This window comes from Pseudomonas sp. FBCC-B1565, assembly GCF_059133265.1.
Window position 1 is genome coordinate 93,744 of sequence record NZ_CP101438.1, and the last position, 22,843, is coordinate 116,586.

At 61.2% G+C, this 22,843-nt stretch carries 17 protein-coding genes; 4 read left to right on the plus strand and 13 right to left on the minus strand.

The window, feature by feature from the left end:
- Positions 1-36 precede the first annotated feature (36 nt).
- Entirely contained in the window at positions 37-1,329 is a 1,293-nt protein-coding gene (locus tag NL123_RS00370) for an autotransporter outer membrane beta-barrel domain-containing protein (protein ID WP_494357027.1), read from the minus strand.
- Between the two features lie 256 nt (positions 1,330-1,585).
- On the opposite strand from NL123_RS00370, the gene NL123_RS00375 reads away from it, so the two are divergent.
- Both NL123_RS00375 and NL123_RS00380 read left to right on the plus strand, forming a co-directional pair.
- Positions 1,586-2,911, plus strand: coding sequence for a type II toxin-antitoxin system HipA family toxin (locus tag NL123_RS00375; RefSeq protein ID WP_494357028.1), 1,326 nt, complete (start codon positions 1,586-1,588; stop codon positions 2,909-2,911).
- A complete protein-coding gene (locus NL123_RS00380) occupies positions 2,908-3,183 on the plus strand; it encodes a helix-turn-helix domain-containing protein (RefSeq protein ID WP_092241585.1) in 276 nt (91 codons plus the stop codon). The genes NL123_RS00375 and NL123_RS00380 overlap by 4 nt, the downstream gene beginning before the upstream one ends.
- Positions 3,184-3,254: 71 nt before the next feature.
- Here the strand turns inward: NL123_RS00380 and NL123_RS00385 are convergent, their stop codons facing one another.
- The 3 genes from NL123_RS00385 to NL123_RS00395 are packed head-to-tail and all read right to left on the minus strand — an operon-like array spanning position 3,255 to position 5,018.
- Entirely contained in the window at positions 3,255-3,926 is a 672-nt protein-coding gene (locus NL123_RS00385; protein ID WP_494357029.1) for a GNAT family N-acetyltransferase, read from the minus strand.
- Between the two features lie 10 nt (positions 3,927-3,936).
- Positions 3,937-4,383, minus strand: a complete 447-nt coding sequence (locus NL123_RS00390) for a GNAT family N-acetyltransferase (RefSeq protein ID WP_494357030.1) — start codon at positions 4,381-4,383, stop codon at positions 3,937-3,939.
- On the minus strand, positions 4,380-5,018 hold the full coding sequence (locus NL123_RS00395; RefSeq protein ID WP_248485411.1) for an FMN-binding negative transcriptional regulator: 639 nt from the start codon (positions 5,016-5,018) through the stop codon (positions 4,380-4,382). Before NL123_RS00395 ends, NL123_RS00390 begins: the two co-directional genes overlap by 4 nt.
- Positions 5,019-5,105: 87 nt before the next feature.
- Between NL123_RS00395 and pdxR the strand changes: the two genes are divergently transcribed.
- Complete coding sequence (gene pdxR, locus NL123_RS00400) at positions 5,106-6,641, plus strand: MocR-like pyridoxine biosynthesis transcription factor PdxR (protein ID WP_494357031.1); 1,536 nt, start codon at positions 5,106-5,108, stop codon at positions 6,639-6,641.
- Between the two features lie 8 nt (positions 6,642-6,649).
- On the opposite strand, the gene NL123_RS00405 is transcribed toward pdxR, so the two are convergent.
- The 8 genes from NL123_RS00405 to aspA form a co-directional block, all read right to left on the minus strand.
- The gene (locus NL123_RS00405) at positions 6,650-11,299 is read right to left on the minus strand and encodes a dermonecrotic toxin domain-containing protein (protein WP_494357032.1); all 4,650 of its coding nucleotides are present in this window, start codon (positions 11,297-11,299) and stop codon (positions 6,650-6,652) included.
- A gap of 94 nt (positions 11,300-11,393) precedes the next feature.
- The gene (locus NL123_RS00410; protein WP_494357033.1) at positions 11,394-11,660 is read right to left on the minus strand and encodes a hypothetical protein; all 267 of its coding nucleotides are present in this window, start codon (positions 11,658-11,660) and stop codon (positions 11,394-11,396) included.
- Positions 11,661-12,083: 423 nt separating this feature from the next.
- Entirely contained in the window at positions 12,084-13,175 is a 1,092-nt protein-coding gene (locus NL123_RS00415) for a polyamine ABC transporter substrate-binding protein (protein ID WP_494357034.1), read from the minus strand.
- Positions 13,172-14,206: a histone deacetylase family protein gene (locus tag NL123_RS00420; RefSeq protein ID WP_248485404.1), complete on the minus strand. Its 1,035-nt coding sequence runs from the start codon at positions 14,204-14,206 to the stop codon at positions 13,172-13,174. Before NL123_RS00420 ends, NL123_RS00415 begins: the two co-directional genes overlap by 4 nt.
- 131 nt (positions 14,207-14,337) lie before the next feature.
- Positions 14,338-15,330: an AraC family transcriptional regulator gene (locus NL123_RS00425; RefSeq protein ID WP_248485402.1), complete on the minus strand. Its 993-nt coding sequence runs from the start codon at positions 15,328-15,330 to the stop codon at positions 14,338-14,340.
- 51 nt (positions 15,331-15,381) lie between these two features.
- Positions 15,382-16,359: an asparaginase gene (locus tag NL123_RS00430; RefSeq protein ID WP_494357035.1), complete on the minus strand. Its 978-nt coding sequence runs from the start codon at positions 16,357-16,359 to the stop codon at positions 15,382-15,384.
- A gap of 77 nt (positions 16,360-16,436) precedes the next feature.
- A complete protein-coding gene (locus NL123_RS00435) occupies positions 16,437-17,888 on the minus strand; it encodes an alanine/glycine:cation symporter family protein (protein ID WP_248485398.1) in 1,452 nt (483 codons plus the stop codon).
- A 380-nt stretch (positions 17,889-18,268) separates the two neighbouring features.
- Positions 18,269-19,693, minus strand: a complete 1,425-nt coding sequence (aspA, locus tag NL123_RS00440) for an aspartate ammonia-lyase (RefSeq protein ID WP_025854459.1) — start codon at positions 19,691-19,693, stop codon at positions 18,269-18,271.
- A gap of 182 nt (positions 19,694-19,875) precedes the next feature.
- Between aspA and NL123_RS00445 the strand changes: the two genes are divergently transcribed.
- A complete protein-coding gene (locus NL123_RS00445; protein WP_248485397.1) occupies positions 19,876-20,787 on the plus strand; it encodes a LysR substrate-binding domain-containing protein in 912 nt (303 codons plus the stop codon).
- 7 nt (positions 20,788-20,794) lie between these two features.
- Here the strand turns inward: NL123_RS00445 and NL123_RS00450 are convergent, their stop codons facing one another.
- On the minus strand, positions 20,795-22,744 hold the full coding sequence (locus tag NL123_RS00450) for a zinc metalloprotease (RefSeq protein WP_494357036.1): 1,950 nt from the start codon (positions 22,742-22,744) through the stop codon (positions 20,795-20,797).
- Positions 22,745-22,843: the final 99 nt, after the last annotated feature.

Sequence of the window (22,843 nt, forward strand, 5' to 3'; positions counted from 1 at the left end):
AGGTGCCCCCCTTTTTTTTGCCTGGAGTTTGGTGGGTCAGAAGCTCATCTTCCATTGCCCCATCAGGCCGTGGTTACGGCTGTTGGTACCGGCCTGGGCGCTGTAGGTCAGGCCGACGGTGTGTTGTGTCGACAGGGCCAGGTCCAGCCCGGCTTGCAGATCCAGGCTATTGCGATCCAGCGAAGTGCCCTGGACCGTGAAGCCGTCAACCCGCCCTGGCAATGCGCGGTAGGACTGGCGCACCTGGCTTTCGACCTCGCCGTAGAGGTGTTTCCAGCCGGTGCTGAGATGAGGTGTGAGGCTGACCTGGTTATCGAATCGATACACCGTTGCCAGGCGAAGGCCCACGATGCTGCTCAAGTTCTGCTGGGTTTGTGCATCTACGTTCAGTGCGGTCAGGCCACCGGTTTCCTTGAAGCTGTCGCGGTGGTAGCGCTGGAAGCCGAGGCCGGCGAAGGGTTCCACGCTGAGATCCGTGCTGCCCAGTTGATAGCCCAGCTCGGAAAACAGGGTTTGGCTCTGGGCGTTGTATTGGCCCCTGAGGTGCTCCTTGTAATCCAGCAGGTTGACGTTGCGTTTGTTCTGCCCCGCATGGTCGCTGTATATCGCGCCCAGGCGCAGGGCCAGCGGGCCGTCCCGGCGTACGGCATAACCGCCCAGGTGCCAACTGTCCAACTCGGAGGCGAAGCGTGGAGTGTCGAAATGGCTGGTGGATTTTGCGCCCAGTACACCTACGCGCCAGGCGTGATCCAGTGCCCAGTCGGCGCCCAACAGCAGGCCTTCGGTGCTGTATTTCAAGCCGGCGCTGCCGCCTTGTTTATCGAGGCGGCCGTCGTGGCCCAGGCCTTGAACCCAGAAGTGTCCTTCGTCGTCGGCGGGCAGTGTGCGCAGGGTTGAAATCAATTGGTTGCCGAGTTGCTGCGTGGTGTTTTGCGTTGCGCCCGCGAGGTTGGCGTTCTGGCTGCCAGCCAATTGCTCAAGGCTGGCACCGATTCCGCCAGGCTGTTTCTCCAGCGCATCACCGAATTTCTCCAGGGCTTTGATCTGCTCGGCAGTCAGCTCCCCGGACTGCAGCAAACGAATCAGCGCGGGCTCCAGCACCTTGGCCACTTGCAAGCCATTGTGCGAAGTGGCCTTGCGGGTGAGATAACCGTCGAGGGGCGCCGCTTTGGTTTCGGGCACGTAGACCCACGCGTCATCAAGTGCATCGTAGGGTTGATACCAGTACGGCGTGTATTCGATATCGCCCCGCGCCTGTGCGGTTTGAAGGCTGGCGGCGCTGAGAGCAAGGGCAATGACAAGGGCAACTCTGTGCGGTGTAAAAGGCATGAAATCCCAACCTCTGATGAATGAGGCCGGGAATTTAGCGAGATGGTGGGGTGATAACTGTCAGGCCATCGACCCCTGGTTTGCGGGAGTTGTCTCTAGTACGGGGCGATTAAAAACTCATCTTCCTTTGCTCGATGTTTTTTGAATCTGCATTTTATTGCGTTCATAGTGGGTGCGTGAGCTCCGTATCTGCACTATATTGCAATTTCAGTTCACCTTTTCAGCTGGTGAATGCATTAAATTGCAGGTGAGAGCCATGGTCTGTCTGACACTACAAATCTACGCTGAAGGAAAGTGGCAGGACGCCATGCTCCTGACATTTGATACGCCGCAACTGGGTTTCGAAAGTCGGTGCAGTTTTGGTTATGACCAGCGCTATCTGGTGGAACACCTTGATGAACTGGCGACACCCTTCGCCACTTCGGTGAGTGCCGCGTTCCCACTGCAATGGGAGGGTGATAGAGCCCAGCATGCTCCCGCTTTTGTACATGACATCGCACCTGCGGGTGCCGCTAAACGTTTTCTGATGGCGCGTATTGGTGGGGATAAACCAGATGACATCAGTGCAGACCTTTTTCTGCTGATGCGCAGTACGCCTGCCCCCATTGGACATATGCGAATCAAAGAATCGGTTGAGGCTTTGGACAATCGAACCCCCATGGGGTTTGAACGTCATGAGGTTATCCGGCGGGATAACCGTTTCCTGGAGTATGCCTATGAGCAAGGCGCAGCTATCGGCGGAGCCACGGGGGCGGGCGGGGAGGCGCCAAAATTACTGCTGACAGAAAACCTGGACGGTTTGTTATTCCCGGATGCGGTGCTGGACGACGAGCAGGTCAAGCAGCATTGGTTTGTGAAGTTTGCACGCAACAAAGGCACACAGACGGATCAGGACATCCTGCGTAGCGAATTCCACTACTACAAAGCCTTGCAGGCCTTGGGTATTGATACCGTGGCGGAGTTGGGGTTATCACTGGAGGAAGCGAGCAAGCCCAGTGTGTGGATGCACCGTTTTGATCGGCGCGTCACTGCGCAGGGGGTCGAACGCTATGCCGTGGAGTCAATCTACTCATTGGCGGGTGTCACGGTGCCCGGCAGCGCCATGGCGCATCGTGAGGTGGTGACGTTGTTGGTTGAATTGTGGCGAGAGGCTGGTCAGTCCAATCAAGTACCGGGGTTGGTCGCTGAGTATCTCAAGCGCGATCTGTTGAACAAAATCCTCGGCAACTCGGACAACCATGGTCGCAATACCTCGATCATTCGCGAAGCGAACGCCCTGCGTCTTGCACCCATCTACGATTTGGCGCCGATGGTAATGGACGACGAAGGCATCACGCGCACGACCAAATGGCCCAGGGAGCTGGAGCGGGCGGGCGACGTGGATTGGCGGGGTGTATGTCATTTGCTGGGTGATCTTGTCGACAGCGAGCAGCTGTTCGAAGACCTGAGGGAGGCCGCGCAACAGCTTTCAGCCCTGCCAGACATACTCAATGCCAGCGGCCTGCCTGCAGTGACAATGAACCATCCCGGCATTGCGTTGAAACATCTGCCGCAGCGGTTGAAAGAATGGGGACTGAAATGAGCTTGACCGTGGAAGAACGCACCCTGTTGATTGAAAGCATTCAGGATGCCTTGGCAGAAGGCACACTGGAAATCGCCGAAGCGGTACGCCGCTTGCGCACCGAAGTCACCGGCCTGCATCAAAGCCAGTTTGCCAGGATGTGCAAAATCTCCGTGCGTACCTTGGTGCATATCGAGCATGGCGAAGGCAATCAGACACTGAAATCGCTGAATGCAGTGTTCCGGCCATTCGGATTGAAGATGGGGGTAGTGAAGGTGCGCAGAAGCCTCTAGGTAACGGCGCTGGCACTGAAGACCCAATGTGGGAGCCCGGCTCCCACATTGATCAACGCAGTGTTGGCGATTCAGGCACGGCACTGCGCCAATGTTTTCACCTGCCCATCCCCGCGCTGATTCTCTTGCGACAACCACTTCTCAAACCCCGCTCCAACCTTCGGCCACTCCGAATCGAGGATCGAGTACCACGCGGTATCGCGGTTCTTGCCCTTCACCACCATGTGCTGGCGGAACACCCCTTCGAAACTGAAGCCCAACCGCTCGGCCGCGTACCTGGAGCGATCGTTGGCGTTGTTGCACTTCCACTCCAGGCGGCGGTAGCCCTGGTCGAACGCGTGTTTGGCCAACAGGTACACCGCCTCGGTGCTTTTCGGCGAGCGCTGCATCGGTGCGCCGAAGGTGACGTGGCCGATTTCGATACGGCCCTGTGCGGGGACGATGGACATCAGGCTGAGGAGGCCTTGCACCTGGCCGGTCTGGCGGTCGACCACGCAGAAGAAGTACGGGTCGCTGTGGGCCGCGTGGTTGTTCAGCCAGTCATTGAAGGCGCTGCGTTCCGGGAAAGGGCCGTACGGCAAGTAGTCCCACAGCTTGGGGTCGGCACCGGGGCCCTGGAGGGCCTGGAACAATTCGTCGCCATGGCGGGCCGGGTCGAGTTTTTCCAGGCGGATGAAGCGCCCTTCAAGCAGTTTGACGGTTGGGGCCGGGACGCCTTTCCAGTCGGCGAGGGAAGTAGTCATGCTGCGCTCCTTAAAGACCTTTGCGAAATTGGATGAACCCAGGGCGTTCGGCGATGCGTTCGTAGAGTTGGATCGCGGTGGCATTGGTCTCGTGGGTCAGCCAGTGCACCTTGGCGCAGCCATCGGCCTTGGCGGTGGCGTAGACGAACTCGATCAGCTTGCGACCGACGCCGGTGCCGCGTTGGGCCGGGTCCACCAGCAAGTCCTGCAGGTAGCAGGAATTCTCGATGCTCCAATTGGAACGATGGTAGATGAAGTTAACCATGCCCACCGCCTTGCCGTCCTGCCAGGCCAGGGCCGAATGCGTCGGCTCGCGGGTGTCGATCAGGCGTTGCCAGGTACTTTGGCTGACGGCGTCCGGCAGTTCGGTTTCGTAGAACTTCAAATACGCCTGCCACAGCGGCAACCAGGCAGCATGGTCGGCGGCGGTGACCTGGCGGATGTCGATCGGGCTCATTCTGGGGCTCCTTGGGGAATAAAGCGGGCGAGGGTCTGGTCGCGCACGTCGGCGCTGGTTGCCAGGCCCGCACGCACGCCGGCGATGTCGGCCGCACTGCGGTTCTGGCTGAGTTTGCGTTTGCCGATCAGGCGCTCGATCGGCAGGGCGAAGCCGACGATGGCCTTGAGCATGCCGTCGATATAGTCGGCCGGCGCGTCGCTGACTTTCCAGGGCTGGGCGCGGCCGCCTTCATGGCGATCGGTCAACGCAGTGACCACCGCGAGCAAGCGCTCGGCATCGTTGAACACCTCGGCTTTGCCATAAGCGTGCACGGCGATGTAGTTCCAGGTAGGCACGACTTTGCCGTGCTCGGCCTTGGCCGGGTAGAACGCCGGGCTGATGTAGGCCTCGGCACCGGCAAAGATCACCAGCGCTTCGCTGCCGTTCTGCAGGTCTTTCCACTGCGCATTGGCTTTGGCCAGGTGCCCGTAGAGTGTGCCGTTCGGGCCTTCATCGGGGTTGAGCAGCAAGGGCAGGTGGCTGGCTTGCAGGCCATGCTCGCCAAAGGTCACCAGTTGCGCCAGGCGGGTGTGCTGGATCAGTTGCTGCAGTTCGGGCAAATCGTCGAGGGCAAAGGCGCGAGGTGTGTACATGGAAATATTCCTTGGCGAATGCCTGCATCCTAGGCAGGCTAATGGCTCGTTGAAAGAGCCATCTGGCACCCATTTCATAGGTCCAATATGTCGCCTGTCTCGCCGCCCCTGTCGTTCAACCCTGCCGGAATTGAGCTGGATCGCCGTCAAGGCCTGACGCGCCAGCTGTATGACGCCCTGCGCCAGCGCGTGCTGGACGGGCGATTGGTCAGTGGGACGCGTTTGCCGGCCACCCGTGACCTGGCGGCGGCGTTATCGATTTCCCGTAACAGCGTGGTGCGCGCCTACGATCAGCTGTATGCGGAGGGGTTTATTGAAAGCCGGGTTGGCGATGGCACCTATGTCGCCCAATTGCCCACCGCAAAAAAACTATCCACAAAAGTATCCACAGGGTTTTCAACAGGCTTATCCCCAGCCTTATCCACAAAATGGGCGGATTTGCCGGAAGATCTGGACAGTGAAGTTATCCACAGCGCGGGCTTGGCGCGGATAAAAACCAACCACCTGTCCCTGCCTCCAGCGGGGCCGCCACGGGCATTTCGTGTGGGTGTACCCGCCTTCGATCTGTTTCCGTTCGAGGTCTGGGCGAAGCTGAACGGGGCATTCTGGCGCAATCCGGACCTGGAACTGCTGTGCTACGGCGACCCCGCGGGCGACGGCCGCCTGCGTGGTCTGATTGCCGCCTACTTGCGCAGCTCACGAGGCATGCATTGCACGGCTGAACAAATAGTGATCACCAGTGGCGCGCAGCAGGCCATCAGCCTTTGTGCACAGTTGCTGGTGGAGCCCGGTGATGGCGTGGCGGTGGAAAACCCCGGCTATCGTGCGGCCGGGCATGCGTTCGCCCTGGCGGGCGGGAAATTGCACGGCGTGCCGGTGGATGGCGAAGGCATTGATTGTCAGGTGCTCAATACCTTGAGCGATTGCCGCGTGGCCTATGTCACACCCTCCCACCAGTACCCGATGGGGGTGGTGATGAGCCTGGCGCGGCGCCTGGAGTTGCTCGCCTGGGCCGAGCGTACGGGCGGTTGGATCATCGAGGACGACTACGACGGCGAGTACCGCTACAGCGGCGCACCGTTGTCGCCCCTGGCCGCGCTGGATCGCAGTGGGCGCGTGCTCTATGTCGGTACTTTCGGCAAGGTCGCCTTCCCTGCGTTGCGCCTGGGCTATCTGGTGTTGCCGGCGGGCCTGGTGGATGCGTTCGCCCGGCGCCGTGCCGTCGACATGCGCCACTCCGAGGTCAGCACCCAGGCGGTGATGGCCGAATTCATGGCTGCCGGGCATTTCCAGCGGCACATCCGGCGCATGCGCCGTGCTGCGTTGAGCCGGCGCAATACCTTGCTGGCGGGTTGGCCAAGCGGGTTGGCCGGTGTCGGCGAGTTGCCCAGTGTCGCCGCAGGGTTGCATCTGACGGTGCGCGTGGACAGCCTGGCCCGCGAGCAGCAGTTGCTCGAACTGGCGCGGGCCGCTGAGGTTGAAATCAATGGCCTGAGCAGTTATTGGCTGGCGCAATCCAGCCCGCCTGCGGACCAGCGTGCCGGCCTGGTATTGGGGTTCGCCGCCGTACCGGAGCCAGCGATTGTCCAAGCGCTGGAGCGCTTGCGCAGGGTATGGCAGTGAGCGAGCCCTCAGGTTTCGCTGTGGGGGTGCGTGTTGAAAAACATCGACTTGGCCAATGGTTTGCCAATGGCTGCGCGCTCAATGGCAATCTGCTCTTTGTCTGAGAGCCCTGTGGTCTGAAAGGCACCCCCGAGTTTTTGTTGCGCAACGGTCTTGAAGTGCCCGGCGACGAAGTCTTCGCTACCTGCCTGCATCGAGTGGTAATGAAAGTGCGCATACCACAACACGGCCTGGGTCTTGCGATCGTGGACTCCGTATTCGTCCAGGAAGTCGCTACGGCTTTTGAGGCGTCGGCGCGTGAGGGTTTTCCTGACGATCACCTCGCCCTGTTCATACAGCCACTGAATACGAGATGCGACGGGAACCTGCTCCTTGATCATACTGATGCGCGTGGCTTTGCCCTCTTCGTAAAGCTGCTGCACGGCTGCATTGAGCTTGAGCTTGAGTTGGGCCGCGGCGGGGTGGTCGATTTCAGTCAGATTGCGTTGGGTGAGGGCCTCCTCGATGTTTTCAATCGCGCGCTCAAGGGGCGACACCTCCAGGTGAAACATCCCTTCGATGTCTGTCGGCAGGCGCCAGGGTTTATTGGAATGGCCCTCAAGACGTTTGATTGTGGCGGGTATTGCATCCAGAAGCGCCTGGCCCTCTTTGAGGCTGGTGTCCAAGCTGATCGGCTTCGAGGCTGGCGGGCGGGTACGCTCCTCGACCCGCTGCGCCCACTGCCCCGGCGATTTTTCATGGAAGGTGGCTATCACCTTGCCGGTCAGCGGTGCTTTGACATCTACCAGGGAAGGGTCCGACTCGCGTGGCTCGCCGACCACAACGCCGTGAAAGCGTGTCTTGATGACCTTGCGGGGTGCCACCGGTGCGGGCCGAGAGGGTCCTGGCTTGGGCTCCAATGCCTTGCGTTCGCGCAACAGTCGCGCCAAGTCGTGAGTCGCACGTTGGTTGAATTCGTCGACGAGTCGTAACAGGTCGTTGAGCGGTTCCCTGAGCACCTGTTCGGGTGCATCGGCATGCAGGTCAAGCAGGCGCTGGTCGACAGTGGTGAATTGGTCGACGAGGCTATCGAGCACCTCGATACGCTCCGACAAGGGGCTGTCGGCATCGTTTTGCAGGGTATCGAGGTAACTCTGCACAGCGAGGTCGGCCATACCCACGATGGTGCTCAGCTGGGTGCGTGCCTGCTGCTGTTCCGGCGCGTTGCCGTTTTTGATGCACAGGAAGCGCGACACCATTATTTGCAAGGCCTTCAGGTCGTGCAGGTTGAGGTTGGGCAGTGCCTTGGAAGTTGTCTGCATCACCTGCGCACCGGCGCTGCCCAGCTTCGAAAGTTCCTTGAAGCGTGAGTCGACGTACTCCAGGCGGCTGATCATTTCCAGGTTCAGCGTGGACATTTCCTGGGCCAGATCGGTGGTGCTCTGGGGGATCTCGGAGGTTGCTTCGTCCAGCAAGCCGACCGTATCGAGCAAGGTGTCTCGATAGGGGCGCAGGCGCTCCTCGACGGCGGAGCGGGTGAGCAGCAACTGTTTGTTCAAATAATCGACCATGGCGATCTGGTAGTTGGGCACCGTGTCGATAACGCCCAGTGCCGTGAGTTGGCGGATTGGCACGTCGTATTCCTCCAGCCGCCGGTCGACGTCGCCGATATAGGCATCGCGCCTTTGCGCGGTCGAGGGGCCAGGCTCGGAGCCGATGGCAGCGAGGGATTCGGAAAGCTCCGCCTGGCGACGACTCTCGTTGGCATCGAAGTCAGTGAGGCTTTTCCTCAGCTCAGTGATGCGCTGCGGCTTCTGCCCCTGAGCGGCACGCCGCCGATTGCGAAAGCCTCCCCCGCGCAGGCGTAGCCGTACGTCGACGAACCATTGGCCGGACCGGTTGCTGATCAGCAACGGGCCAGTGCGCGCGGGGTCGTTGGGGTCGGCTATGACCACGTTGTCGTTGTCGTCCAGATTGACCTCGAACCAGCGCTCGCCGACCGGGGCGTACCACTTGTCCTTGTCCGGATACAGATGCAGATGAACGCCGGGTGTTCTGTTCTGCTCGCCAAGGGTGGCGGGTTTGTCGGTTTTGAATGTGTCCAGCCGTGTACCCAGGCTCGAAGGCGCGCGACTGAGTGCGCCGCTGATATGCAGGGTTTCCTGGTGTAACGGGGTCAGGTCGGTGCCCGGCAGGTCCGGCAATTGCTGGTTGGCGACCACGGGGGGCTGCGGTAGCGGGTCTTTGGGCTTGATCGGTTTCTCGGGGATGGGTTCAAGCCGGGGTTTGGAGGGTTCGGTCACGGGCTCACGGGTTGGATGACGCAGCCCTACGTGCAGGGCCAATGCCATGCCGAGGTTGAGCCACAGGTCGACGAGCGCGTTCCAGCCCTCGGATTTGTCGGATTTGTCCACCGCCTGCTCGGCCTGCTCCAGGTCTTCCATGATTTGCCACATCCACGCGGCAACCCCCACGGTAGGCCCCAGAAACGGCAGCACGGCGTTGAAGATCTGCCAGCCGGTCTGGCGAAAGGTCGCCCAGCGCTTCTGCTCATTGGAGATCGATTGACGGGTCGCCAACTCGACCATCGCGTTGGCGTTGGCCTTGAACAGCGTGATCAGGGCGCCGTCGCCCAACACGTCGTCGCTCAATTCGATAGGTCCGCTCATATCCACCACCGTCGCCGGCTCGACAATCACTCGCACAACGGTCCAAGGCGACGGCAGGGTGTCGGGAAACACGTACTGCTCGTAGTTGAAGCGGACGTCTTCGGGTAACCAGGCCAGCACTGATTCGCGCAGGTCTTGGTCCTGCTTGATCATGTACAGCAGGTTTTGCCGGGATGGGAACTGGGCAAGCACTGGTTCGAGCAAGGGGCGGTACAGCACGCAGGGGCCGGCGGAAGGGTCCAGCGGGCCGATCACAAACATATTGGCGACTTCATCCCCCTGAATGCCGCTGCGCAATGTCGGGACAAAGGCAAGCGGTCGGATCACGATCGGCTGCCCGTCAACCTGCTGGTCTTGCTTCTCTACCTGCATCACTGCGGCGACATAGCGGTAGCCGAGTTCGTCCATGCCCTGGCGTTGCTGGATCTTCAATTGCAGAGCCAACAGTGGCAGTTGCACGCGTAAATGACTGATGTACAGCAATTGCCTGGCCCTTGACTGGACCGGGTCGTCGAGCAACGTGCTCTTGATCAGCGCCGGGTAGTGTTCGCCGATATCGACTGTGCCGATCACCTCCTTCAGGAACCTGAAGTTCAACCATTGCGGCGCCACTGAACCGTTGTAGTACACCGTGGGTTGGCCGGTGGGCAGGCCGGTGAGGTTCTCCAGGGTCAGGTCGATCAGGCTGCGCTGGGTCACATCCACCTCGCCCGGTATTGCGAAGGTGCCCCAGATCACTGGGCTCTGGATCGTCACTGCAACCTTGTTCAGGTTCAGGTGTGCACCTTCTTTGTGAGCGCGGATCTGCTCCTGCAGCTTCTCAAGGGCGTAGTCGCGTATTGGCGGGATTCCGTCCTGAAAAGAACGGCCTTCGTTGAACGCGTGGATCTGTGCCAATTCAATGATGTAGCGGCTGTAGAGGGCGATGTCCTGGTCCGAAGCATTGGCCAGCCAGTCCGGCATTTGTTGATGTATCTGGCGGATATGGGAGAGCGCATGGTCGCTCAGGTCTTCAATGCTGGGCACAATCCGGGAGAGAGTGGTTGGCATCTCAGGCTGTGGTGCGGTGGAAGCGGCAACGAACCTCTCGGCCTCACCGATGGCTTGGATTTGCATGGCTATCAGGGCACAGGCGAGGCTGTCGAAAAAGCTGTCGGCGGGCTCGTACAACTTCCACTGCAATGTTGTATCCGATTGCAGTTGCACGACCTTGGCCGGCAGTGCCTTGCCCAGCTCTTCGAGAGATCCGAAGCGCTCGTAGCCACTGACCAGTGAGTACGCCAGGATCATCGTCTGTTCGTTGAACTCACCCATCAGCACCGCCATATCCAGCACCCCCACATGCACGGTGACGTTGTCGCGCAGCAGGCTGACATCCACCACGTAGGCGCGGCTGTTGTAGCGATCCTTGACCCTGCGCTGGGCGCGCAATGGAAACCGATAAAGCCCTCTGGCCATTTCACACTCAAGCACATCCCAGTCTTCAACGGTGGTGACATTCCAGGACTTGCGCAATGAATGGGAGAAGGTCTGCCAACGCGGCCAATTGTTGCCGTTCGATCCATTCCAGTAGTCCAGTTGGCGCTCCTGGAAGGCGGCGAACAGCAGGCCGGCCAACTCATTGATCAGGCGTGCGATAGCATCGATTTTCACCGGCAAGTGCACGGCTGTGGGGGACTCCGGATGCAGCGTGAGGAAGTGCTCGCCCTCAAGGTAGACCACAGGGGTGGGCGACAGCATCTGGCGTGCCAACACCGTCGTGATGGATTCGACGTGGGGCGGAACCGGCATGATGACCGACTCAAGAACATGCCAGCGCGGAGTGACGATCATCGTCAGGTCCGGGTCGATATTGAGCGTGGGGTACTGCTCCTTCAGTACCCAGCGAAGGGTGTAGGACGCCACTTCCCGGGCAGACGGGCCGGTGGTCAATTGGGTGAGTAATTCGTAGGCGTTGGTGGGGCGCCCGTTCAGGGTGTGGTTATTGTTGTTGTGCGCGTTTTTGGACATTGGCGGCTCCTTCTGTCGTTGGCCAGGGCGAACAGCGAACGCGCACGGTAGCGACAGCAGGAGTGGCTGGGACGGTAGATAAGTAACGGCGGAATCAGGTCTTTTTCTTCTCGAAAAACAGCCGGCTCGCCGGCTCCAGGCCGATCTCGCTGAGGTAGAAGTCAATCCGTTCTACCGGCTTGGGCTCGACCGGTTTGGGTAGCTTGGCGAGGGTGGGAGGCTCTGACTCCAACGGGCGCAGGGTCACGCGGTGCAACGTGATCGCCATGCCCAGGTTGAGCAGCAGATCGGCGATGGCGCTCCAGCGTGAGCGGTGTTGCGGGTCGCCTTCGGCCTCCACGACTTCTTGCAGTTGATCCATGATTTGCCAGATCCACGCCGCGCCCCCCCACCGTCGAACCAAGGAATGGCAAGGCCGCGTTGAAGATCAACCAACCGGTGTGCTTGAAGGTGGCCCAGCGTGCGTCGGCGTTGGACACCGATTCGCGATCGGCCAATTCCACCAGGGTGATGTTCGGGTCGATATCCAGGTTCGGGTAATGCGCCTTGAGTTCACGTCGCAGCAATACGGCGGCCACTTCCCGAAACGCCGGGCCAGTGGACAATTGAGTGATCAAGGTGGCGGTGGAGTAGTAGCGCGGCGGCTGCTGCGTGGCAGAGGCTTTTTGGGTTGAAGTCATAGGGGAGCCTGACATGCGTGGGATGGACAAAACCCGAGGCCAGGCCCCGGGTGTAGCCATGCTAGAAAGCGCGCAGTCAGGCAGGCGGTGTTTATGTAGGCCCGTCAGGTGCCGGACTTGATCTTGGTCCAGGCGCGGGTCCTGGCGCGCTCGGCATCACGGCCCAGGGGTTTCAAGGTATAGAGCGTCGCCATCGCCGCCTCGGTGGGGTACAGGTTGGGGTTGTTGCGGATGGCCGGGTCGACCTGTCCGGTGGCGTCCTTGTTCGGGTTGGGGTAACCGACAAAATCGCTGATCGGCGCGATCACCTGGGGTTGCAGCAGGTAGTTGATAAAGGTGTAGGCGTCCTGCGGGTTCTGCGCGCCTTTGGGAATGGCGAGCATGTCGAACCAGATCGGCGCGCCTTCCTTGGGCAGGCGCATGTCGACGACTACGCCGTTCTTGGCCTCCTTGGCCCGGTTGGCCGCCTGGGAAAAACTGCCCGAATAACCGACGGCCACGCAGATGTCACCGTTGGCGATATCGGCCATGTACTTGGACGAATGGAAATAGGTGATGTACGGGCGGATCTTCATCAACAGCGCCTCGGTCTTGACGTAGTCCTTGGGGTTGCTGCTGTTGGGGTCCAGGCCCAGGTGCTGCAGGGCCAGCGGCAGGATCTCCGAAGGCGAGTCCAGCAGGGCCACGCCGCATTGCTTGAGCTTGCTGATGTTCTCTTCCTTGAAGATCAGGTCCCAGCTGTCCACCGGGGCGTTGTCGCCGAGCGCGGCCTTGACCTTGGCCGGGTTGAAGCCGATCAGGATGGTGCCGTACATGTAGGGCACGGCGAATTTATTGCCGGGGTCATTGGCCTCGATCAGCTTCATCAGCTTGGGATCGAGGTGGTTCCAGTTGGGCAATTGGTTGCGGTCCAGGGGCTGGAACACGCCGGCCTCGATTTGCTTGGCGAGGAATACGTTGGACGGCACCACCACGTCATAGCCGGAGTTACCGGTCAGCAGCTTGGCCTCCAGTGCTTCGTTGGTGTCGAAGATGTCGTAGACCAGTTTGATCGCCGGGTTCTGCGCCTTGAAGTCCTCCAGCGCCTTGGGCGTGATGTAGTCGAACCAGTTATAGACCTTCAGGGTTTTTTCTTCGGCGTACGCGGCGCTGCTCAGCACGGCGGCGCAGAGCACAAGCGACTTGAGCATGTTCATTGGGCTGCCCCCTCAAAACCTTCGAGTACGTTGACGGCATTGATGCCGATTTCTTCCACCGCGTAACCGCCTTCCATCACGAACAGCGTCGGTTTGCCCAGGCGTGCGATGCGCGCGCCCATGGTCAGGTAGTCCGGGCTGTCGAGCTTGAACTGTGAGATCGGGTCATCCTTGAAGGTGTCCACGCCCAGTGAGACCACAATGATGTCGGCGCCGTAGTGTTCGATCTCCCGGCAGGCCTGCTCCAGCGCCGCGCTCCACGTTTCCCAGCCGGAGCCGGCGGGCAGCGGGTAGTTGAAGTTGAAGCCTTCGCCTGCGCCTTCGCCCCTCTCGTCGGCATAGCCCAGGAAAAACGGAAACTCGGCCTCCGGGTGCCCGTGGATCGAGGTAAACAGCACGTCGCTGCGGTCGTAGAAAATCGACTGGGTGCCGTTGCCGTGGTGGTAGTCCACATCGAGGATCGCGACCTTGCGGTGGCCCTGGTCGAGAAACGCCTGGGCGGCGATCGCCGCGTTGTTCAGGTAGCAATAACCGCCCATCAAGTCACTGGCGGCGTGATGCCCCGGCGGGCGGCACAACGCGAACGCACTGTGGGCGCCGTGCTGGATCGCCTGTTGTGCGGTGAGCGCCACTTGCGCCGCCGAGTAGGCCGCCTGCCAGGTTCCGGCGGTGATCGGCGCGCCGCCATCGAAGCTGTAGTAGCCCAACTGGCCGTGCAGGCTGGTGGGCAGCACCCGGCGCAGGGTGCGCGCGGGCCAGGTGTAGGGCAGCAGGTCGCCGTCCTGGCCGTATTCGGTCCAGCGCGCCCAGGCGCCTTTGAAGAAGTCCAGGTAATCGCGGCTGTGGATGCGTTGCAAGGGCGCCAGGCCAAAATCCTGTGGCGCCTGCACCGGGCCCAGTTCGCGGTCCCTGACCCGTTGCAGCACATGGTCGGCCCGCGAGGGCATTTCGAAGCAGGGCATCAACTGCCCGTCCATCAATTCGCAGCGACCGTGGTGCAGGTGGTGATCGTCCGAATAGATCGTCAGCATTCTTGTTCTCCGCAGGCTGGGTCGGTGCCTGCAGTCTTGCGGTGGGCGCGGTTTAAGAGAACGGCAGGAGCGGCCAAAAGGGGAGGAATATGGCCAAATTGTTTGTCCGTAATTCGCCCCTCAATGGCGCATCATGCTCGAAATTGGCTCGGCGCCACGCCGCTCCAGCGCACAAATGCATGCCGGAAACTGGCCGTTTCGCTGAACCCCAACGCTTCGGCAATCCGGTAGATCGGCCACTGGTCCTCGGCCAGCAGTTGCTTGGCGCGCTCGAAGCGCAACTCGTCCAACAGCTCCTGGTAGCTGCAGCCCAGGTCGTGTAAATGCCGGCGCAGGGTGCGCGCCGAGCAGTTCATCTGCATGGCCAGGCCTTCCAGGCCCGGCGCGGCGTTGAGTTGCGCGGTGAGCAACTGGCGAATCCTGCCCAGCCAGGCCTGGCGCCCGGTGAACTCCAGGTTCTGCTTGCGGCAGCGCTCGGCCATGGCCTGGTGGGTGACGGTGTCTGCCAGCGGCAGTGGCTGTTCGAGCCAGTGCCGGTCGAAGGCAAATGCGTTGGCGGTGGCCTGGAACTGCAACGGGCAAGGGAAGCTTTCGGTATAGCGCGCGCGGTAGTCCGGGGCGGCGTGCTCGAAGCGTGCGCCGAGCAGTGGCAGTGGCTGGCCCAGCAGGTCGTCGCAGATGACCTTCAGCGAGGCCAGGCACAGTTCGACATTGAACCGTTCAAGCGCCGGGTCTTCTCGATAATCACCGGCGGTGAACCACACGCGCTGGCCGTCTTCCTCCAGGCTCAACTCGAAAAGTGTTCCCAACAGCGCCGGGTAGTGCAACGCCAGGCGCAAGGCGTCACCAAAGGTGGCACTGGTGAGCAGGGCATAGCCGAGCATGCCATAGGCCGATACATGCATCTGCCGGCCCAGTTCAAGGCCGATATCCCGGCGCCGCGCCACGGCATTGGCGCACACGCGCATCTCCTGGTTGGTGGTAATGCGCGTGTCGGCGCGGCTCAAGTCCGCCGCACAGATGCCGCTGCCGGCCAGCAGTTCCTGGGCCGGCAAGCCTTCGGCCTTGAAGGCGTTGAGCACCAGGGATACGGCGTTGAGGGTGGTCAGGTGGGAGTGCAGCATGGGGTGCTTCCAGCCAGGGGATGGCTGGAAGGGAAGCAAGTTACAGGCCGATCAGCTCAGCTCGCCACACAGGTCGAGTTCCACCAGGCGGCGAACCTCGGCAGTGTCGAGCCCGGCACCGAGCAGTGCATTGAGCTTGCCGAACACCGCTTCGCGGGTCATGCCGCCACCGGACAATACGCCGACGCCGCGCAAGCGGCTGCCCGCTTCATACACATCCAGTTCCACGCCGCCTTCATGGCATTGGGTGATCGCCACCACCACCACGCCTTGATCCTGTGCTCGTTGGAGGCTGGCCAGGAACGCCGGGTTGTCGCTCGGCCCGGTGCCGCTGCCGAAGCATTCCAGCACCAGCGCCTGGATACCGCTGTCGATCAGTGCATCCAGTTGCCCGGCGGCGATGCCCGGCACCAGTGGCAGCACACCCACGTTGGCCACGGCTTTGGGCTGGCGGTAATGCAGGGCGGCCGGGATCATTTCGGCCTGGGCGACGCCGCCATTGCGCTGCAGGGCAGCAAACGGATGGCGGCCAAAGCTGCGGACTTTCGCGCAGCGGGTCGGCGCCATCAGTGCGCCGTGGAAGAACAACTGCACACCTGGCGCCAGGCCTTCGCCGAGTGCCGCCAAGGCACCGCTGACGTTCTCCCGGGCATCGCTGTCGGGCACACCGGCGGGCAGCATGGAGCCAGTGAACACCACCGGCGCCGGCAGGCCGAGCAGTTGGAAGCTCATGGCGGCGGCGCTGTAGGCCAGCGTGTCAGTGCCGTGCAGGATCAGTACGGCGTCGCAGCCGTTGTCCACGGCTTCGACCACGGCGGCGTGCAGGCGCTGCCAGTAGGCGGGGGTCATATTGGCGCTGTCGATCAGCGGCGACATTTCCCGAAAGCACCAGGTGGGCACTTGCACGTCGGCAAGCTGTTCGCGCATGCGTGCTTCAAAACCGGACGCAGGCGCCAGGCCGTTGGCACTGGCCTGCATGCCGATGGTGCCACCGGTATAGAGCACCATCACGTTGTTAGCTGGGGACATCGAATTTTCTCCTGAACGAAAAACGCCGCCGGGCCCAGAGCATGCCCAAGGCCGGGCGGCGTGTCATCTATCTACGCTCAGCGTTGCGCTTGGGCGTTCAGTTCAGCGCTTGCTTGAGCACCTGGCTCAGGCTTGACCGGGTTGGCCGGCCAGGCCTTGCGGTCCAGGTCCAGGTCAGGGAACTGGCTGGAGTCGAACACTGGGGTCTTGATGCCCGCTGCGCGCTGGTTGTCGTAGTCGTTGAGGATACGCATGGCGATCTTGAACAGGAACGCCAGGGCGAACAGGTTGACGAACGCCAGCAGGGTCATGGTGATGTCGGCAAAGGCGAACACGGTGCTCAGGTTCTCGATGGAACCCCAGAAGATCAGCACCAGCACCAGTGCGCGGTAGCCCATCAGCACCTTGCGGTTGTTGCCCACCAGGAAGCGCAGGTTGCTCTCGCCCAGGTAGTAGTTGTACATGATCGAGGTGAACACGAACAACGCCAGGGCCACCGAGATGAACATGCGGCCCCAGTCGCCGACCACCGCCGCCAGGGAGTTCTGGGTCAGGGCAATGCCGTCGCCTTCAAAGCCCGGGGTGTAGAAACCGGAAAGCAGGATCAGCAATGCAGTACAGGTGCAGATCACGAAGGTATCGAGGAACACGCTGAACGCCTGGACCACGCCCTGGGCGATCGGGTGCTCAACCGAGGCTACTGCTGCCACGTTAGGCGCACTGCCCAGGCCGGCTTCGTTGGCGAACACGCCGCGCTTCACACCCATGATGATCGCGCTGCCCACCAGGCCACCGAAGGCCTGGTCGAGGCCGAAGGCGCTCTTGACGATGGTCGCGAGCATGGCCGGCACATGGTCGAATTGCAGCACGATCACATAGAGGGTTACGGCGATGTAGACCAGGGTCTTGACCGGCACCAGCAGGTCGGCAATCGAGGCGATGCGCTTGATCCCGCCGATGAACACCAGGCCCAGCAGTACCGCCAGGGCCAGGCCGGTGTAGGTGGTGTCCAGGCCGAAGGCGTTGTTCAGCGAGTGGGTCACGGCGTGGGCTTGCAGGCCGTTGAAAGCGAAACCGAAGGTCACCAGCAACAGGAACGCCATGACCATGCCCAGCCAGCGCTTGTGCAAACCGTGCTGGATGTAATAGGCCGGGCCGCCACGGAAGGTGCCCTCGGCGTCAGTGCGCTTGTACAACTGGCCGAGGGAGCACTCGATGAAGCTCGACGACATGCCCACCAGCGCGGTGACCCACATCCAGAACACGGCGCCCGGGCCACCCAGTGTCACGGCAATACCGACACCGGCAATGTTGCCGGCACCCACGCGGCCGGCCAGGCTGAGCATCAGCGCCTGGAAGGAGCTGAGCTGATCGGAGCTGTTTTTCAGGCTGTCGCGAAATACCGAAAACATGTGGAAGAAGTGACGCAGTTGTACGAAACGCGAGCGAATCGTGAAATAACCGCCGAGCCCGACAATGAGCACGATCAGTACTTTCCCTGAGAGGAAGTCGTTGATGACTTCGAGCATGGAGTGTTCCTCGCTGATTTTTCTAATGGCAAACGCAGGACGGTTCGACGCTATCGCTCAGCACCAGGCAGTGCACGACGCTTCGACCCCAATCCTTTTGCGGGTGTTGTTATTCATGCGGTTTCGCGCTGTCCAGGACCTCGTTACCGACGATCTCTGACGCGAAGAGGGGCGGCACTATACCTAGGCGAACGTGATCCGTCTGCTCGGGGCGATTAAAGGTTTCAGCTGGGTGGTGGACTTACAGAGCGATATTGGCGTTTTTATAGGCTTCATTCACAACCTCGGGGCAAAAAAAAGGGCCTGAAGAACGAGCCTTCAGGCCCTCAAAAGGTGAGAGGTGTCTAGTCCCTCAACCTGGTGAGCGGTGCAACAAACGCTTAGGCCTTCAGCGGGACCAAGCGAGGGGCAATCATGTTTTCGGGGCGCAGGATGTCGTCGAGCATGGCGTCGTCGAGCAAGCCTTCTTCGCGCACCAGTTCCAGCACGCCACGGCCGCTTTCGAGGGCGATACGGGCGATGCGGGTGGCGTTTTCATAGCCGATGTACGGGTTCAGCGCGGTGACCAGGCCGATGGAGTGCTCCACCAGTTCGCGGCAGCGGGCTTCGTTGGCGGTGATGCCGACGATGCAGTGCTCGCGCAGCATGTCCATGGCGCGTTGCAGCAGGCGGATCGAGTCGAAGATCTTGAACGCGATCAGCGGCTCCATCACGTTCAGTTGCAACTGGCCGCCTTCGGCCGCCATGGTCAGGGCCAGGTCGTTACCGATGACCTGGAACGCCACTTGGTTCACGGCTTCCGGGATCACCGGGTTGACCTTGCCGGGCATGATCGAGCTGCCTGGCTGGCGTGCCGGCAGGTTGATCTCGTTGATGCCGGTGCGTGGGCCGCTGGACAGCAGGCGCAGGTCGTTGCAGATCTTCGACAGCTTCACCGCGGTGCGCTTGAGCATGCCGGAGAACAGCACGAAGGCGCCCATGTCGGAGGTGGCTTCGATCAGGTCGGCAGCCGGCACGACCGGCTGGCCGCTGATCACCGCCAGGCGCTGTACGGCCAGGGCCTGGTAGCGCGGGTCGGCGTTGATGCCGGTACCGATGGCGGTGCCGCCCAGGTTCACTTCGGTCAGCAACTCAGGCGCCAGAGTTTTCAGGCGCGCCAGGTCTTCCCCCAGGGTGGTGGCGAAGGCGCGGAATTCCTGGCCGAGGGTCATCGGCACGGCGTCTTGCAATTGGGTGCGGCCCATTTTCAGCACATGGCTGAATTCGACGCCTTTGGCGGCGAACGCCTGGATCAGGCTGTCGAGGCTGGCCAGCAGCGCGTCATGGCCCAGCAGCAGACCCAGGCGGATCGCGGTCGGGTAGGCGTCGTTGGTCGACTGCGCCATGTTCACGTCGTTGTTCGGGTGCAGGTATTGGTACTCGCCCTTGTTGTGGCCCATGGCCTCCAACGCGATGTTGGCGATGACTTCGTTGGCATTCATGTTGGTTGAAGTGCCAGCGCCGCCTTGAATCATGTCCACCACGAACTCTTCGTGGAAATCGCCGCGGATCAGACGGGCACAGGCTTCGCTGATGGCAGCGTGCTTGGCTTCGCTGAGCTGGCCCAACTCGCGGTTGGCGTCAGCCGCCGCTTGCTTGACCATTGCCAGACCGACCACCAATTTCGGGTAATGCGAAATCGGAACGCCCGAGAGGCGGAAGTTGTTCACCGCTCGCAGGGTCTGGATGCCGTAATACGCTTGAGCCGGTACTTCGAGTACGCCAAGCAGGTCTTTTTCGGTACGGAAAGATGCAGCGGAGGACATGACGGAAATCATCTCGATATGGACCCGGAACTGGCCGGAACGCTGCGAATGCTAGGCTTGTAGAACTTTTTGGGCCAATGCTGTTAAGCACTGGCCTATGCACAAACGGCATAATGTGAGTGTGACCCGGTTATCATGGCGGGCGTGTGTGCCAAAATGGTGCGTACCCACGGGAGGCAGTAATGAACCTTGAGAGCAAATGGCTGGAAGACTTCAGCGCCTTGGCGGCGACCCGCAGTTTTTCCCAGGCAGCGGAGCGGCGCTTCGTCACCCAGCCGGCGTTCAGCCGACGCATCCGCAGCTTGGAGGCCGCGTTGGGCCTGACCCTGGTCAACCGCTCGCGCACGCCGGTGGAGCTGACGGCGGCGGGCCAGTTGTTCCTGGTCACCGCGCGCACGGTGGTCGAGCAGCTCGGTGAAGTGCTGCGCCATTTGCATCACCTGGAAGGCGGGCAGGGCGAGGTCATGCAAGTGGCGGCGGCGCATTCCCTGGCCTTGGGCTTCTTTCCGCGCTGGATCGCGCAACTGCGCAACGAAGGCCTGAACATCGCCACCCGGCTGGTGGCTACCAACGTTGGCGACGCCGTGCATGCGCTACGCGAAGGCGGTTGTGACTTGATGCTGGCGTTCTACGACCCCGACGCCGCGATGCAGATGGATTCGGAAATCTTCCCGTCGTTGCACCTGGGCAACACCGAAATGCTCCCGGTGTGTGCCGCCGACGCCGACGGCAAACCGCTGTTCGACCTGGAAGGCGAGGGCAGCGTGCCATTGCTGGCCTACAGCGCCGGCGCGTTTCTCGGTCGCTCGGTGAATTTGCTGCTGCGCCAGCGGGCGCTGCGCTTTACCACCGTGTACGAAACCGCCATGGCCGACAGCCTCAAGAGCATGGCCCTTGAGGGGCTGGGCATAGCCTGGGTACCGCAGTTGAGCGTGCGCGCCGAGCTGGCGCGGGGTGAGCTGGTGGTGTGCGGCGGGCCGCAATGGCATGTGCCGCTGGAAATCCGCCTGTACCGCTGTGCCTTGGTACGCAAGGCGAACGTGCGGTTGCTGTGGCGCAAGCTCGAAGGCGGAGCGGCGAGCCCCGCCGTATAGCCGTGCGTCAATCGAACTGGCTCAGGTAGGTGCGGATATTGTCCCGGTTCTTGTCGCTGAACCGGTAGGCGTTGCCCCTCAGGAACGAGAAAAAGTCACGATTCTTCATCAGGGTTTCGTGCCACCAGCCATTGAAAATATTGTCGCCGTCTTTATGCAGCGCGCCGAGCATATGCCCGACTTCATGGGCTGCGATGCGGTATGACGTTGTCGCGGCAATGCCGAAGCTTCCACGCACATTAGCAATGCCGGCGACTCTACTGTTGATGTTGTCACCTGTCAGCAGTAGGTACAGGTCAAGCGGTGAATGGGTGGTCGAAAGGTTTTGCAGGTACTGGAGCACCGTTTTTTTCCAGGCAGAGCTTCTCTTTTGTTCGTCCCCTTTGTAATTGAAATCAATTAAAGCAACTGGCCCGGTTTCCTGATGGAAGGTGATCATGACTGTCCGGCCGGACAGGTCTTCCAGCTCGGTTTGCAGCCAGGAAAAATAATCTTCGCGCAGGGACGACAGCCGGCTATCGCCGTGCAAATCACGATGGATGTAGACGTTCAGGTTGATCGGCTTCGGCGCGGCAGGTTCAGGAATGGGCGCTGGGCGGGGCGGCAGTTTTCGTTCAAACGCCGCGATGGCGGGTGTCGTGTGGTCTTTGAAGGTGCTTTCAAGGGCCATCAATGACCTGAGGTCCGAGGCGGCCTCGATGTGACGGTTGATCCAATTGGCCTCCTGGAAATGCCGAGGCTGCGCCCATGCCCACGCGTGCCGGATGTCTCGGCGTTGCTGGTTGATCAGCGCCAGGGTCACGTCCTCATAGAAGTGCGGGCTGAACACCATCGGTGACAGGCTGACGTGATCGTCCCGCAGCCCGTGCCTGGCCAGCTCTTCCAAGCGCTGGAGTTGATTGCGGTCGATACACGGCAGCAGACGGTGGAGGCTGGTCTCGCTCAACTCGGCAATCAGGTGGGCCCTGAGCAGGGCCGGCGAGTAGAACGCCTGCAACTTGAGCCCGGGCACGTAAAGGACACAGGGGTTTTGACCGGGTACTGCGCTGGCAGGAGTGCGGGTCATCAGGAAGGCGCCGTACAGAGGGATGTGCGCCTGTTGTTCTTCATCCTGAAACGCGATGCGGTAGAGATGGCAACCGGAAATATGCCCAGGCGACGCCAGAAGCGTGATCAACGCGACACTTTCATGGTCCAGCGAACCATCTGCCAGCCTGAGCGATGCCGCACACTGAAGTTGGGCCGCGAAGGCTCGGGCCACGTACGCCTGGTTGGTCATGTCGGCGTAGGGGTGCTGGGCTTGCCAGAAGTCGGCGAGGTCACTCAGGTAGAACTCGATACCCTGGAGGTTCTGCAGGGCTATCTTTAATCGCGTCTGGCAGTCGGACGGCAGGGCTTGCAAGGCGTCTGCTCCGGGGGTGTAGAACACTGCCGTACTGGCGTCGTAGGTCGAGGGCAGCGCGTTGAACAGAACGAGGTTGTGGTAGAGCTCGTACAAGGTTTGTTGCGGGGTAGCGTCCGATGGCGGGCAGGCGAAGAAGATGCAGTCCAGTTCGGGCGTGGGCAGGGAGTGCGTGAGTACCTGGGTCAGCAGCTTAAGCGCACTGACTGGACGGGTTGGCATATGACCAAGGGTGTAAGTGACGTTTTTGTTCAGCGACCTCAGCAATGTGGCCGTTTCGGGCGGTGTCAGGTTGAGGATGTCGTGGGGCGCGGGTAGGGTGCGGTAATACTCGACCGATGCAGGCATGGGGCAGTCCTTGTCCTTGGGGAAGTCAGTGGGGTGTGTCGCTGCCCACGATAAGGCTGGGTCCTGCCATTGCCTGTCGGTGTCATAGGCAAATGCGGTAGTGGCATTCGATGTTGGCGGGGTGAAGTTTCCATGTTCTTGAAAGTCCGCCGGGTTGACCTGCAAGTCAGTAAATCTGCCGCTTTGGCGCTTAAGACAGATGGTCATCCCAGGGGCTGTTTATCTGGATTATTACGGTATACTGCGCGGCCTTCGGCCGGTCCAACCGGCCTTAATTCGTACACCAAGCCACGCCGGATTTCCCGC

What these genes read in the sequence shown, in the direction of transcription:
- NL123_RS00375 (WP_494357028.1), top strand. Translation starts at nt 1,586, where the DNA reads ATGGTCTGTCTGACACTACAAATCTACGCTGAAGGAAAGTGGCAGGAC.
- NL123_RS00430 (WP_494357035.1), bottom strand. Translation starts at nt 16,359, where the DNA reads ATGTCCCCAGCTAACAACGTGATGGTGCTCTATACCGGTGGCACCATC.
- NL123_RS00450 (WP_494357036.1), bottom strand. Translation starts at nt 22,744, where the DNA reads ATGACCATCTGTCTTAAGCGCCAAAGCGGCAGATTTACTGACTTGCAG.
- NL123_RS00390 (WP_494357030.1), bottom strand. Translation starts at nt 4,383, where the DNA reads ATGAGCCCGATCGACATCCGCCAGGTCACCGCCGCCGACCATGCTGCC.
- NL123_RS00425 (WP_248485402.1), bottom strand. Translation starts at nt 15,330, where the DNA reads ATGCTGCACTCCCACCTGACCACCCTCAACGCCGTATCCCTGGTGCTC.
- NL123_RS00385 (WP_494357029.1), bottom strand. Translation starts at nt 3,926, where the DNA reads ATGACTACTTCCCTCGCCGACTGGAAAGGCGTCCCGGCCCCAACCGTC.
- NL123_RS00395 (WP_248485411.1), bottom strand. Translation starts at nt 5,018, where the DNA reads ATGTACACACCTCGCGCCTTTGCCCTCGACGATTTGCCCGAACTGCAG.
- NL123_RS00415 (WP_494357034.1), bottom strand. Translation starts at nt 13,175, where the DNA reads ATGAACATGCTCAAGTCGCTTGTGCTCTGCGCCGCCGTGCTGAGCAGC.
- NL123_RS00420 (WP_248485404.1), bottom strand. Translation starts at nt 14,206, where the DNA reads ATGCTGACGATCTATTCGGACGATCACCACCTGCACCACGGTCGCTGC.
- NL123_RS00405 (WP_494357032.1), bottom strand. Translation starts at nt 11,299, where the DNA reads ATGTCCAAAAACGCGCACAACAACAATAACCACACCCTGAACGGGCGC.
- NL123_RS00445 (WP_248485397.1), top strand. Translation starts at nt 19,876, where the DNA reads ATGAACCTTGAGAGCAAATGGCTGGAAGACTTCAGCGCCTTGGCGGCG.
- aspA (WP_025854459.1), bottom strand. Translation starts at nt 19,693, where the DNA reads ATGTCCTCCGCTGCATCTTTCCGTACCGAAAAAGACCTGCTTGGCGTA.
- NL123_RS00370 (WP_494357027.1), bottom strand. Translation starts at nt 1,329, where the DNA reads ATGCCTTTTACACCGCACAGAGTTGCCCTTGTCATTGCCCTTGCTCTC.
- pdxR (WP_494357031.1), top strand. Translation starts at nt 5,106, where the DNA reads ATGTCGCCTGTCTCGCCGCCCCTGTCGTTCAACCCTGCCGGAATTGAG.
- NL123_RS00380 (WP_092241585.1), top strand. Translation starts at nt 2,908, where the DNA reads ATGAGCTTGACCGTGGAAGAACGCACCCTGTTGATTGAAAGCATTCAG.
- NL123_RS00410 (WP_494357033.1), bottom strand. Translation starts at nt 11,660, where the DNA reads ATGGATCAACTGCAAGAAGTCGTGGAGGCCGAAGGCGACCCGCAACAC.
- NL123_RS00435 (WP_248485398.1), bottom strand. Translation starts at nt 17,888, where the DNA reads ATGCTCGAAGTCATCAACGACTTCCTCTCAGGGAAAGTACTGATCGTG.